The following is a 12,204-nucleotide window of genomic DNA, read 5'->3' as shown; positions in this document are numbered from 1 at the left end:
CCGGGGGCGCCCACCCCCTGGGAGGGCAGAAACGGGCGGGCGGGTGGGAAACAACCCGCCGCGCTAGCGGCGGAACCCCCACCGGCCCGCACCCGCCCACGATCGCGACGCACCGCCCACCGATCCGCCCCGGGTCGGATGCGCCCCCGCCCCGCCGCTCCGCGGCGGGAGCTACCCCACCCGCCCACCCCATGCGCAGCCGACAGCGGCCGACCGCCCACCGACCAGCCCCAGGTCGGATGCGCCCCCGCCCCGCCGCTCCGCGGCGGGAGCTACCCCCCCCCCCCCCCCCCAACGCCGCCCCCCACCGCCCCCCCCCCCCCCCCCCCCCCCCCGGCGGCTGCGCCCCCGCCCACCCGCCCCATTCGCCGCCGACGGCGGGTGAGCCCCCACCAGGGGCGGTCGCCCCGCGGACAACTGGAAACGGGCGGGCGGGTGGGAAAGGAACCGGAGGAAAGGGCTACGCGCCCTCCACCCCCGCACCCCCCGGCTGAATCTCATCCGCGTGCTCGCCGGTCACCAGGTACACCACCCGCTTCGCGACCGACACCGCATGGTCGGCGAAGCGCTCGTAGTAGCGGCCGAGCAGCGTGACGTCGACCGCGGTCTCGATGCCGTGCTTCCAGCGGTCGTCCATGAGGTGCTGGAAGAGCGTGCGGTGGAGCAGGTCCATCTCGTCGTCGTCCTGCTCCAGCTGGAGCGCGAGGTCGACGTCCTTGGTGATGATGACCTCCGCCGCCTTCGCCATGAGGCGCTGCGCGAGCTGGCCCATCTCCAGGATCGTGGCGTGCAGGTCACGCGGCACCGGCGACTCCGGGAAGCGCAGCCGCGCCAGCTTCGCCACGTGCTGGGCGAGGTCTCCCGACCGCTCCAGGTCGGCGCTCATCCGCAGGGACGTGACGACGATGCGCAGATCGGTGGCGACCGGCTGCTGGCGGGCGAGCAGGGCTATCGCGCGGGCCTCCAGGTCGTGCTGGAGGTCGTCCACCTTCTGGTCGGCCGCGATCACGCTCTCGGCCAGCTTCAGATCGGCGTCGAGCATGGCCGTGGTGGCGCGCCCGATCGCCGACCCGACGAGACGGGCCATCTCGACCAGGCCCTCGCCGATCGAGTCAAGTTCCTCGTGGTACGCGTCACGCATCTGGCTGTCCCTCTCTCGTACGTCACAGGGGGATGCCCCCTACGTCACAGGGGCTGACCCCTACGCTCCCACGGTGTGGCCTGGACACGACCGTTTCCGTCATCCCAAATGAACCATCCCCGTCGTCGAGGTGAACTGTGGGCGACGCCCCCTGTGCACGGGAGGCGAGCCCGCCCGCGACCGGTCCACCCGAAATGAACCGTCGCCGTCCCCACGGTGAACTCTGGGCGACGAGTCCTGGAGCGGCCACCCGGATGGCTGTGGGTGCTGCTCCGACCGCGCATAACCTGGAGGCATGGACGTGAACGCGGCGGTCGCCGCAGCGGCAGCGATCGCCGGCGTGTGCACCGGCGTGATCGCCATGCTGGCGTTCCGCTGGAGCGAACGCGACCAGAAACGCCCCACCCGGACTTCCCTGCACACCGACCCGGTCCTGCCGCCCGGCGTCGACACGGTCCTGTCCGTGCTCCGCTCGTCGGCCGTCGTCCTGGACGAGGCGGACAGCGTGGTCAAGGCCAGCTCGGCAGCGTACGCCCTCGGCCTGGTCCGGGGCGGGAAGCTCGCCGTCGAACCGATGCTCCAGATGGCACGTGACACCCGCCGAGACGGGGAGATACGCCAGGTCGAGCTGGACCTGCCGCGCCGCGGCACCGGCCGCGGCGGCGACGCCCTCGCGGTCTCCGCGCGCGTCGCCCCGCTCGGCTCCCGGCTCGTGCTCCTCCTGGTCGAGGACCTGACGGAGGCCCGCCGCATCGAGGCCGTACGCCGCGACTTCGTCGCGAACGTGAGCCACGAGCTGAAGACCCCGGTAGGCGCCCTCTCGCTGCTCTCCGAGGCCGTGATGGACGCGGCCGACGACCCCGAGGCCGTCGAGCGCTTCGCGGGCCGGATGCAGACCGAGGCGACCCGGCTCACCAACCTCGTGCAGGAGCTCATCGACCTCTCGCGGGTGCAGAACGACGACCCGCTGGAGGACGCCGAGCCCGTCCGCGTCGACGAGCTCGTCGCCGAGGCCATCGACCGCTGCCGCCACCAGGCGGGCACGAAGCAGATCACGATGGCCGCGGGCGGCACGGCAGAGCTGCACGTGTGGGGCAACAGGGGCCAGCTCGCGGCCGCCCTCGGCAACCTCGTCGAGAACGCCGTGAACTACTCGCCCGCCCGCACCCGCGTGGGCATAGCCGCCCGCCGGGTCACCGCACCCGGCGGCGACCTCATCGAGATCGCGGTCACCGACCAGGGCATCGGCATCTCGGACAAGGACAAGGAGCGCATCTTCGAGCGCTTCTACCGCGTCGACCCGGCCCGCTCCCGCGCCACCGGCGGCACCGGCCTCGGCCTCGCCATCGTCAAGCACGTGGCCGCCTCGCACGGCGGGGAGGTCACCGTGTGGAGCTCGGAGGGTCAGGGCTCCACCTTCACCCTGCGCCTGCCCGAGGCGGGCGCGACGCGCGACCGCGGAGCCGGGCACGGCCTCGGCGACGAGGACGCGTACCAGGGCGTCAGGCCCGATGACACAACCGCATACGAACCCATTCCTGCCGCCCCGGAGGTCCTTCCGTGACCCGAGTGCTCGTCGTCGAGGACGAGGAATCCTTCAGCGACGCCCTGTCGTACATGCTCCGCAAGGAGGGCTTCGAGGTCGCGATCGCGGCCACCGGCCCGGACGGACTCGACGAATTCGAGCGCAATGGCGCCGACCTCGTCCTGCTCGACCTGATGCTGCCGGGCCTGCCCGGCACCGAGGTCTGCCGCCAGCTGCGCAGCCGCTCCAACGTCCCGGTGATCATGGTCACCGCCAAGGACAGTGAGATCGACAAGGTCGTCGGGCTCGAAATAGGAGCCGACGACTACGTCACCAAGCCCTTCTCGTCGCGCGAGCTGGTCGCCCGCATCCGCGCGGTCCTGCGCCGCCGCGGCGAGCCGGAGGAGGTCACCCCGCAGGCCCTGGAGGCGGGCCCGGTCCGCATGGACGTCGACCGGCACGTGGTCACGGTCTCCGGCTCCAAGGTCGACCTGCCGCTCAAGGAGTTCGACCTCCTGGAGATGCTCCTGCGCAACGCGGGCCGCGTCCTGACCCGCATGCAGCTCATCGACCGCGTCTGGGGCGCCGACTACGTGGGCGACACCAAGACCCTCGACGTCCACGTCAAGCGCCTCCGCGCCAAGATCGAGCCGGACCCGGGCGCCCCGCGGTACCTGGTGACGGTGCGGGGCCTGGGCTACAAGTTCGAGCCGTAGGCCGCGTAGTCGCGTAGGTCTCGTAGGCACGGCGTACGACGAAGGGCGGGAACCCCCTCAGAGGGTTCCCGCCCTTTCGCGCTGCGTACGACGTGTCAGTGCTGCGCACCCGTCTCGTGCGAGGCATCCGCCTCGGCACCGTTCGCCGGGGTCCCGGCCTCGCCGGACTGCTGCGACTCCGGCGAGCCCGACGGCTTCCCGGACGGGGTGCCGGAGGCACCCTCGGAGGGCTTGCCCGAAGGCTTGCCCGAGGCGCCCTCGGAGGGCTTGCCGGACGGCTTCCCCGACGGCTTGCCGTCCGGGGCCTGCGGGACCTCGCTCGGGCCCCACTTCTTGAAGTAGCTGTCGGCCGGGACGACGAACGACTTCAGCTTGACGTCGCCGGTCTTGCTGAAGGCGAAGGTGACCGGCTGCGCGTTGCCGTCCTCGACGGCCTCGCGGCTGCTCGGCAGGACGGCCGCGGCGTTGTCCTTGCCGCCGATGACGACGGAGCCGCCGGCCGGAATGACCAGGCCGCCGCCCTTGCCCTTCTTGCCGGGCCTGTCGCCCTTGGCGGGGCTCAGCTCGGCCGTCTTGTCCGTGCCGTCGACCTTGATCGACTCCAGGGTCTGGTCGGTGCGGCCGTTGTTGAAGACGGTCGCGGAGACCACGGCGGGGCCGGTCGACTCGCGGTCCGGCTGCGTGATGATCATGGCGTTCTGGATCTTGATGTCGCCGACGGCGGTCGCCGCGTTGTCCGGCTTGATCTCGATCGTCTGGGCGTTGTTTCCAGCACCGCATGCGGTGAGCGAGGCGAGCGAGATCGCGAGGGCGGTGGCGGCGATGGCGCCGCGTCGAAGGCTGCGGCTCACGGCGGCGGCAACTCCTTGAACGTGGGCGGTACGGGAGGGCGGGCTCCCCTAAGGGGGTGTCAGCGCGCTTAGGTTACCGAGCCGTTCCCGCGCCGCCGCACCCGACCCGCCCCTGTGCGCCATGAGCCTCCGGCACCCCTCCCGCCCCGCTCTCCCCAGTGGCCGCACGTTTCACCATTCGTATATCCACCGCCGTCGGCGTCCCGTATCCGCGGACGGCCGGGTCCTGCGGATTTCCCGTAAGTAATGCGAGGAGGTCCGGAAATTGATCAGCGGGTGGATCGCCGTACGTAACGTCAAGCGCATCGGAGCGCGGTTCCGGCGCATCGGCGCCCGCGCTTCTTGATCAATTCCGGATTCGCTCCGGACCCCGCTCCCACTTCGCCCCGGATGTCGTCCGGTACGTGTCGCCGGTCACCGAACGGAGTAGCGGAAGTTCACCTACGGGAACCCGGCAAACCGGGACTTTCGTCCTCTTGGGGCGCCCGCGCGGGGTGTGTAACGTGCGCGTTTCACCCTCCCCGGAGAGCCGCTCCCACCTGCGAATACCCCCTTCCGCACCCCGTGCGCAGCACGTTCCTGTTGCTGTTGTCAAGCCCCGAGATATGCCCTGACCTGCGAAAACGCCATTCAGAAGACGCCGTATCCGTGTTACCCTGGATAGCCACGGAAGGGGTACCTGTCACATGACGTTCAAGGTTGGCGACACCGTGGTCTATCCCCATCACGGGGCCGCGCTGATCGAGGCCATCGAAACTCGCCAGATCAAAGGCGTGGACAAGACCTACTTGGTGCTGAAGGTCGCCCAGGGCGACTTGACGGTGCGTGTGCCAGCGGACAATGCGGAGTTCGTCGGTGTGCGTGATGTGGTCGGTCAGGACGGCCTTGACCGGGTCTTCGAAGTGCTGCGCGCGCCGTACGCCGAAGAGCCCACGAACTGGTCGCGCCGTTACAAGGCAAATCTCGAGAAGCTCGCCTCCGGCGATGTCATCAAGGTCGCGGAAGTCGTGCGTGACCTGTGGCGCCGGGAGCGCGAGCGCGGACTGTCCGCCGGTGAGAAGCGCATGCTCGCCAAGGCCCGCCAGATCCTGGTGAGCGAGCTCGCCCTCGCGGAGAACACGAACGAGGACAAGGCCGAGGCCCTGCTCGACGAGGTCCTCGCGTCCTGAACCGACGCGCGTCCTGACCGACGTGTCGCACGTGTCGCACCTGATGTGCGACGAGCGAAGTGTGGCAAGCGTCCAGGCCGAAGCTGAATGAACTGCCGCGGTGCCCGCCGACCCCTGCATTGGGTGTTGCCGGGCGCCGCGGCATGTTCGTACCCCGGTTTCGCCCGGTGGTGCACCCCCGGTGTTCACCGGCCGGTCCCCGGTCTTCACCGGGTCTTCGACACCGGTGCGCGGGTCGGGAAACATCCCCCGGTACTTTGGCGTGCCGGGCTCGGGCAGCTGGCTCGACCGGATGTCACGGAAGGGTCCGGTCAAGGCGTCGCGCCCGGCACGGTTTGGCCATACCCATGTCAACCGAGCGCACAAACCTGAACGGAACCGATGTCTGACGCAACCACTCGCACCGCGGCCGTGATCCCCGCCGCCGGGCGTGGCGTACGCCTCGGCCCCGGCGCCCCCAAGGCGCTGCGCGCCCTGAACGGCACGCCGATGCTCATCCACGCCGTACGCGCCATGGCCGCGTCGCGCGCCGTCTCGCTCGTCGTCGTCGTGGCCCCGCCCGACGGCGCCGCCGAGGTCAAGACCCTGCTGGCCGACCACGCCTTGCCCGAGCGCACGGACTTCCTGGTCGTGCCCGGCGGCGCCACGCGCCAGGAGTCCGTGAAGCTCGGCCTCGACGCGCTGCCGCCCGGCATCGACATCGTCCTCGTGCACGACGCGGCCCGCCCCCTGGTGCCCGTCGAGACCGTCGACGGCGTCATCGAGGCCGTACGCGACGGGGCGCCCGCCGTCGTGCCGGCGCTGCCGCTCGCCGACACCGTCAAGGAGATCGACCCCTCGGCGCAGGGCGAGCCGGGGGCGCCCGAGCCCGTCGTCGCCACGCCGGAGCGGGCCCGCCTGCGCGCCGTGCAGACGCCGCAGGGCTTCGACCACGACACCCTGGTCCGCGCCCACGAGACGGTCACCGACGACGTCACGGACGACGCCAGCATGGTCGAGCAGCTCGGCCTGCCGGTGGTGCTCGTGCCCGGGCACGAGGAGGCCTTCAAGGTGACGCGGCCGCTCGACCTGGTGCTCGCCGAGGCGGTACTCGCGCGAAGGAGGGCCACCGATGGCTTCTGAGACCCCCACCGGAACCGGCACCCCTACAGGGCTCCCGTACCCGCTGCCGCAGGTCGGCATCGGCACCGACATCCACGCCTTCGAAGAGGGGCGCGAGCTGTGGTGCGCCGGGCTCAAGTGGGAGGGCGAGGGGCCCGGGCTCGCCGGGCACTCCGACGCGGACGTCGTCGCCCACGCGGCGTGCAACGCGCTGTTCTCCGCGGCGGGCCTCGGTGACCTCGGCGCCCACTTCGGCACCGGGCGGCCCGAGTGGGCCGGCGCGTCCGGGCTCACGCTGCTCACGGAGACCGCGCGGATCGTCCGGGCCGCCGGATTCACGATCGGCAACGTCGCCGTCCAGGTCATCGGCCCCCGGCCCAAGATCGGCAAGCGGCGCGACGAGGCACAGCAGGTCCTCTCGGCGGCGGCTGGGGCACCGGTCACCGTGTCCGGCGCGACGACGGACGGCCTCGGCTTCCCCGGGCGCGGGGACGGCCTCGTGGGCGTGGCGACGGCACTGGTGGTCCGTACGGGCTGAGCTGGCCCGTACGGGCTGTGTGCGGGCCGGAATCCGCCCTGCCCCATGGTGCGGAACGCCGCGATCCGGTAGGGCTACGGATGGTCAAGCGATCAATCAGGCCCCCGATCAGGCCCAGGAGTGAAGCCATGTCCGCCGAACTTTCCGACCGCCTCAAGGCGCTGCTCGACACCCCCGTCTTCATCACCGTCGCCACCATCCAGCCCGACGGGAGCCCCCAGCTCTCACCGGTCTGGGTGAAGCGCGACGGGGACGACGTGCTCTTCTCCACCACCCTCGACCGGCGCAAGGAGAAGAACCTGCGCCGGGACCCGCGCGTGACGGTGCTGCTCCAGCCCTTCGACGCCCCCTACACGTACGCGGAGATCCGCGGCACCGCCGAGATGACCACCGAGGGCGGCTACGAGCTCATCGACGAGCTGTCCCTGAAGTACACGGGGCAGAAGTACGCCGAGTTCAACCCGGGCTCCAAGGACGACGCCCAGCGTGTCGTGGTCCGCGTCACACCCCGCAAGGTCGTCGGGCGACTCTGAGCCCCGCGGGGCCCGTACGTCACAGTTGTGTGCCCTGATGCCCCCTAGGGGCGCGGGGCACTGCCCGGCGCCCACTACTCTGGAGTGGTGACGATTCGCCTGTACGACACCAGCGCCCGGCAGATCCGTGACTTCCAGCCGCTCGTCGACGGCTGTGTCTCGATCTACCTGTGTGGTGCCACGGTGCAGGCCGCCCCGCACATCGGACACATCCGCTCGGGTCTCAACTTCGACATCATGCGCCGCTGGTTCGCCCACCGCGGCTATGACGTGACGTTCATCCGCAACGTCACGGACATCGACGACAAGATCATCCGGAAGTCCGCGGACCAGGGCCGCCCCTGGTGGTCCATCGGATACGAGAACGAGCGCGCCTTCAACGACGGCTACGACGTCCTCGGCTGCCTGCCGCCCACGTACGAGCCGCGCGCCACCGGCCACGTCACCGAGATGGTCGAGATGATGCGCGGCCTCATCGAGCGCGGCCACGCGTACGAGGCGGACGGCAGCGTCTACTTCGACGTGCGCTCCTGGCCGAAGTACCTGGAGCTGTCGCGCCAGGACCTGGACAAGATGCAGCAGCCCGCCGAGGAGGGCATCACCGGCAAGCGCGACCCGCGCGACTTCGCCATGTGGAAGGCCGTCAAGCCGGGCGAGCCCGCCTGGGACACGCCCTTCGGGCCGGGCCGCCCCGGCTGGCACCTGGAGTGCTCGGCCATGGCGCACAAGTACCTGGGCTCCGCCTTCGACATCCACGGCGGCGGCATCGACCTGATCTTCCCGCACCACGAGAACGAGATCGCCCAGGCCAAGGCCTTCGGCGACGACTTCGCGACGTACTGGGTGCACAACGCCTGGGTCACCCTGTCCGGCGAGAAGATGTCCAAGTCGCTCGGCAACTCGGTGCTCGTCTCCGAGATGGTCAAGCGCTGGCGCCCCATCGTCCTGCGCTACTACCTGGGCACCCCGCACTACCGCTCGATGATCGAGTACAGCGAGGACGCCCTGCGCGAGGCCGAGGCGGCGTTCGCCCGCATCGAGGGCTTCGCGCAGCGCGTGGTGGAGCTCGCCGGGGGCACCGTGGAGCCCGCGGCCGAGGTGCCGCCCGCGTTCGCCGAGGCGATGGACGACGACCTGGGCGTCCCGCAGGCCCTCGCGATCGTCCACACCACCGTCCGGCAGGGCAACTCCGCCCTCGCCGCCGACGACAAGGAGGCCGCCGTCGCGCGGCTCGCCGAAGTGCGGGCCATGCTCGGCGTGCTCGGCCTCGACCCGCTCGACCCGCACTGGGCGGGCGCGGCCGAAGGCGGCGGCGAGGAGCTCCACGGAGCCGTCGACACGCTCGTCCGCCTCGTCCTCGACCAGCGCGAGGCCGCCCGCGCCCGCAAGGACTGGGCGACCGCCGACGCCATCCGCGACCAGCTCGCCCAGGCGGGCCTCGTCATCGAGGACAGCCCTTCAGGACCCCGCTGGACGCTCGGTCAGCGCTGACCCCGCGCCGGGCCCGCCCGACGCTCCATGTGCCGCCCGGCGACCCGGGCGGCACACTGCATTACATAGACACGTACGTACGCATCTCGAGGAACAGGTAGGTCATGGCCGCTAACAACCGCCGCATGTCCGGCAAGAAGGGCGCGCAGGTCGGCAGCGGCGGCAAGCGGCGCCGGGCCCTGGAGGGCAAGGGGCCGACGCCGCCCGCCGAGATGCGCAAGGGCCACGCCAAGCAGCGGGCCGCGCAGGCCAAGGCGCGCCGCGCCCAGGGCCGCCCGCAGCAGCGCCGCACCGGCGGCAAGGGCACGTCCGAGCTGGTCGTCGGGCGCAACCCGGTCTTCGAGGCGCTGCGCGACGGGGTGCCCGCGACGACGCTGTACGTGCAGCAGTTCATCGACAACGACGAGCGCGTCCGTGACGCGCTGCGGCTCGCCGGTGAGCGCGGTGGCATCCACCTGATGGAGGCGCCGCGGCCCGAGCTCGACCGCATGACCAACGGCCTCAACCACCAGGGCCTGGTGCTCCAGGTGCCGCCGTACGAGTACGCGCACCCGGAGGACCTGGCCGCCGCCGCGTACGACGAGGGTGAGGACCCGCTCATCGTCGCGCTCGACGGCGTCACCGACCCGCGGAACCTGGGCGCCGTCGTGCGGTCCGTCTCGGCCTTCGGCGGCCACGGTGTCGTCGTGCCCGAGCGGCGGGCCGCCGGGATGACCGCCGGGGCGTGGAAGACGTCGGCGGGTGCCGCCGCGCGGACGCCGGTCGCTCGCGCGACGAATCTGACGCGGGCGCTCGAGGCGTACCAGAAGGCGGGCGTCGTCGTGGTCGGTCTCGCCGCCGACGGGGAGCACGAGCTCGGTGACCTCGACGCGCTCGACGGGCCCGTCGTGATCGTCGTGGGCAGTGAGGGCAAGGGGCTTTCGCGGCTCGTCGGTGAGACGTGTGACTTCCGGGTGCGGATTCCCATGCCGGGTGGGGCGGAGTCGCTCAACGCGGGTGTGGCGGCGGGGATCGTGCTGTACGAGGCGGCACGGCGCCGCGCCTGACCCTCGCGGGTGCGCCCCAGGCCCGCCCCTTCCCGAACTAGGGGGCTGCGCCCCCTAGCACCCCCGCTTCATCGGCGCTCCGCGCCTCGTCCTCAAACGCCGGACGGGCTGGATTTCCCGGGCGGGCTGGATCGTGCCGCAAGTTTCAGCCTCTCCGGCGTTTGAGGAGCGGGGTCTGGGGCGGAGCCCCAGGAAGGGCGGGTGGGTGGGGGGATCAGCCTGCCCGGCGTTTGAGGGCGAGGCCCGCAGGGCCGGGACGGGCGGGTGGGTGGGGAGAGGCCTTGACGGGGTCCGGACAGATCCCGGGGGGTCAAGGCAGTGTCCAAACCTTGCGTCACTCGGTTAGATGAGTGTGGACACCAGAACACCCCGCACACCCACGGGGGGACGCTCGTCAGGGTTCGACGACACTCCCGCGCTGAGCATGGTGAAGGTGCCCTGCGACCCGGCGCAGGTCATCGTCAATCACGCGAGTTTCCGCGTGCAGCTCCCCACCGCCGGGCGGACCCAGTCGCCGCGCATCGCACGCCACGTGACCGCCGCGGAGGACACCGTGCGCATGCCGGCGGTCGGCGCCGCGGGCGCACGGCGGCGCGCGCCCGTCGTCTGGAGCGGGAAGTCCGAACCGGGCGACCCCGGCGCGGGCGGCCTCCTTCAGGCCGTACGCGGCAGCGGCGTGCGCCACGCCCCCGCGAGAGCGGGCGGCGCCCACGAGTTCGACGACGCCGGCGCCACCCAGGTCATCCCGCGCGTCGACCTCGACGACCGGTCCGACGACACCGTCAGGACCCCCGCCGTGGTCGGCCCCCGCGGCACCGAGGACGGCACGCGGCTGCTCCCGCAGATGCGGCTTCCGAGCAGCGTCGACGACGAAATGCAGGAGCAAGCCCCCTACGGAGAGGGCGAGTTCGACGACGCGGACGGCGGGCGGCACGACAGCGCGGGCAGGAGCTCCGCCCCCGTGCGGCACGCCTACTACCCGGGCCGCCGGATGAACCTCGGCGTCGTGCTGCTCCCGCTGCGCGTCTTCCTCGGGTTCATCTCCATCTACGCCGGCATGGGCAAGCTGTGCGACCCGGTCTACTTCGACGGCGGCGAGCGCGGCTCCATGGTCAAGTGGCTGAACTCCCTGCACCCTTGGGCGCTCGCCGAGCCGCTGCGGGACTGGGCGCTCCAGCATCCCGTCGGGGCCGGGCTCGTCATCGCCTTCCTCCAGGTGATCGTCGGCGTGCTCACCGTGCTCGGGCTCTGGCAGCGGGTCGCCGCCGGGATCGGGATGCTGCTGTCCGTCGCGCTGCTCGTGACGGTCAGCTGGAAGACCGTCCCGGCGTACGACGCGCCCGACATCATCTATCTGGCCGCCTGGTCGCCGCTCATCATCGCGGGCGCGCCCGTGTACTCCATCGACGCCCGGCTCGCGGGCGAGGCCTGGCGCACGCTCGGGCCGCGCGCCGCGCTGTGGGAGCTGCGCCGCCGGGTGCTGCGCCGCGGCGCGCTCATCGGCACCGTCGTGGTCGGCCTGACGCTGCTCGTCGGCTCGGTCCTCGGCGGCGCCGTGCGGGACGCGGACCGCGTGACGGTGCCCGGCCCCGGCGAGGCGCCCCGCAACGAACAGCCCGGTTCCCCGCTGCCCCGGGACCCCGAGGGCAAGCGCGAGCACCGCCGGGACGCGGAGAGCCCGTCGGCCTCGACGGGAGCGCCGACGCAGGGCAGTTCGGCGAGCCCCACGCAGGGCGGCAGCAGCGCCCCGGACGCAGCCCGCGAGACCGGCAGCAGCGCGGGCCCTGACGCGCCGACCGCCACGCAGGGCCAGACCACCGGCGGCCAGGCCCCGGCGCAGCAGCAGCCCGCGCCCACCCAGGAGCGCCCGCCCGCCGCCACCAGCGGCCCGACGTCCAGCGGCGGTACGACGGGCGGCGGCACCACCGGCGGCGGCAGCACGGGCGGCGGCTCCACCGGCGGGGGTTCCTCCTCCGGCGGCGGCGGCAGCGGCGGCGGCCGCCCGGGGCTGCTCGGCGGCGTCCTCGGCTGAGGGGGTTCGTAGGTACGTTCCGTACGTGGATACGTGGAGGGGCCCGCACACAGCGCGTGTG

11 protein-coding genes are annotated in these 12,204 nt (G+C 72.1%); 9 read left to right on the top strand and 2 right to left on the bottom strand.

Annotated features, from left to right (window positions below; genetic code table 11):
• Nucleotides 1–460: 460 nt before the first annotated feature.
• Complete coding sequence (phoU, locus tag ACFWZ5_RS40890; RefSeq protein WP_384792499.1) at nucleotides 461–1,141, bottom strand: phosphate signaling complex protein PhoU; 681 nt, start codon at nucleotides 1,139–1,141, stop codon at nucleotides 461–463.
• A gap of 295 nt (nucleotides 1,142–1,436) precedes the next feature.
• Here phoU and ACFWZ5_RS40885 point away from each other — a divergent pair, with 295 nt between their 5' ends.
• Together ACFWZ5_RS40885 and ACFWZ5_RS40880 are read left to right on the top strand one after the other, a co-directional pair.
• The gene (locus ACFWZ5_RS40885; protein WP_384792496.1) at nucleotides 1,437–2,705 is read left to right on the top strand and encodes a sensor histidine kinase; all 1,269 of its coding nucleotides are present in this window, start codon (nucleotides 1,437–1,439) and stop codon (nucleotides 2,703–2,705) included.
• A complete protein-coding gene (locus ACFWZ5_RS40880) occupies nucleotides 2,702–3,382 on the top strand; it encodes a response regulator transcription factor (RefSeq protein WP_030682312.1) in 681 nt (226 codons plus the stop codon). Before ACFWZ5_RS40885 ends, ACFWZ5_RS40880 begins: the two co-directional genes overlap by 4 nt.
• 95 nt (nucleotides 3,383–3,477) lie before the next feature.
• On the opposite strand, the gene ACFWZ5_RS40875 is transcribed toward ACFWZ5_RS40880, so the two are convergent.
• Complete coding sequence (locus ACFWZ5_RS40875) at nucleotides 3,478–4,233, bottom strand: copper chaperone PCu(A)C (protein ID WP_384792493.1); 756 nt, start codon at nucleotides 4,231–4,233, stop codon at nucleotides 3,478–3,480.
• Nucleotides 4,234–4,919: 686 nt separating this feature from the next.
• On the opposite strand from ACFWZ5_RS40875, the gene ACFWZ5_RS40870 reads away from it, so the two are divergent.
• From ACFWZ5_RS40870 to ACFWZ5_RS40840, 7 genes are all read left to right on the top strand, one after another.
• The gene (locus ACFWZ5_RS40870) at nucleotides 4,920–5,402 is read left to right on the top strand and encodes a CarD family transcriptional regulator (protein ID WP_003953493.1); all 483 of its coding nucleotides are present in this window, start codon (nucleotides 4,920–4,922) and stop codon (nucleotides 5,400–5,402) included.
• A 381-nt stretch (nucleotides 5,403–5,783) separates the two neighbouring features.
• Nucleotides 5,784–6,524, top strand: a complete 741-nt coding sequence (gene ispD, locus ACFWZ5_RS40865; protein WP_384792490.1) for a 2-C-methyl-D-erythritol 4-phosphate cytidylyltransferase — start codon at nucleotides 5,784–5,786, stop codon at nucleotides 6,522–6,524.
• The gene (gene ispF, locus ACFWZ5_RS40860; protein WP_384792487.1) at nucleotides 6,514–7,041 is read left to right on the top strand and encodes a 2-C-methyl-D-erythritol 2,4-cyclodiphosphate synthase; all 528 of its coding nucleotides are present in this window, start codon (nucleotides 6,514–6,516) and stop codon (nucleotides 7,039–7,041) included. Before ispD ends, ispF begins: the two co-directional genes overlap by 11 nt.
• 128 nt (nucleotides 7,042–7,169) lie before the next feature.
• Complete coding sequence (locus tag ACFWZ5_RS40855) at nucleotides 7,170–7,574, top strand: PPOX class F420-dependent oxidoreductase (RefSeq protein ID WP_384792484.1); 405 nt, start codon at nucleotides 7,170–7,172, stop codon at nucleotides 7,572–7,574.
• An 87-nt stretch (nucleotides 7,575–7,661) separates the two neighbouring features.
• Complete coding sequence (gene cysS, locus ACFWZ5_RS40850) at nucleotides 7,662–9,065, top strand: cysteine--tRNA ligase (protein WP_384792482.1); 1,404 nt, start codon at nucleotides 7,662–7,664, stop codon at nucleotides 9,063–9,065.
• Nucleotides 9,066–9,169: 104 nt separating this feature from the next.
• Nucleotides 9,170–10,111 carry a 23S rRNA (guanosine(2251)-2'-O)-methyltransferase RlmB gene (gene rlmB, locus ACFWZ5_RS40845; RefSeq protein ID WP_384792479.1) on the top strand — a complete coding sequence of 314 codons (942 nt, stop codon included), beginning with the start codon at nucleotides 9,170–9,172 and terminating at the stop codon, nucleotides 10,109–10,111.
• Between the two features lie 346 nt (nucleotides 10,112–10,457).
• Nucleotides 10,458–12,143 (top strand): DoxX family protein, encoded by a 1,686-nt coding sequence (locus ACFWZ5_RS40840; RefSeq protein WP_384792476.1) that lies wholly within the window; start codon nucleotides 10,458–10,460, stop codon nucleotides 12,141–12,143.
• Nucleotides 12,144–12,204: the final 61 nt, after the last annotated feature.

It is taken from the genome of Streptomyces sp. NPDC059003, from assembly GCF_042740445.1.
Classification (GTDB): Bacteria; Actinomycetota; Actinomycetes; order Streptomycetales; family Streptomycetaceae; genus Streptomyces.
This window is presented reverse-complemented; position numbering and strand designations above follow the sequence as displayed.

Excerpts from the sequence above, each read along its gene's own strand:
- phoU (WP_384792499.1), bottom strand. The coding sequence starts at position 1,141 with ATGCGTGACGCGTACCACGAGGAACTTGACTCGATCGGCGAGGGCCTG.
- ACFWZ5_RS40885 (WP_384792496.1), top strand. The coding sequence starts at position 1,437 with ATGGACGTGAACGCGGCGGTCGCCGCAGCGGCAGCGATCGCCGGCGTG.
- ACFWZ5_RS40870 (WP_003953493.1), top strand. The coding sequence starts at position 4,920 with ATGACGTTCAAGGTTGGCGACACCGTGGTCTATCCCCATCACGGGGCC.
- ispD (WP_384792490.1), top strand. The coding sequence starts at position 5,784 with ATGTCTGACGCAACCACTCGCACCGCGGCCGTGATCCCCGCCGCCGGG.
- ispF (WP_384792487.1), top strand. The coding sequence starts at position 6,514 with ATGGCTTCTGAGACCCCCACCGGAACCGGCACCCCTACAGGGCTCCCG.
- ACFWZ5_RS40855 (WP_384792484.1), top strand. The coding sequence starts at position 7,170 with ATGTCCGCCGAACTTTCCGACCGCCTCAAGGCGCTGCTCGACACCCCC.
- rlmB (WP_384792479.1), top strand. The coding sequence starts at position 9,170 with ATGGCCGCTAACAACCGCCGCATGTCCGGCAAGAAGGGCGCGCAGGTC.
- ACFWZ5_RS40840 (WP_384792476.1), top strand. The coding sequence starts at position 10,458 with ATGAGTGTGGACACCAGAACACCCCGCACACCCACGGGGGGACGCTCG.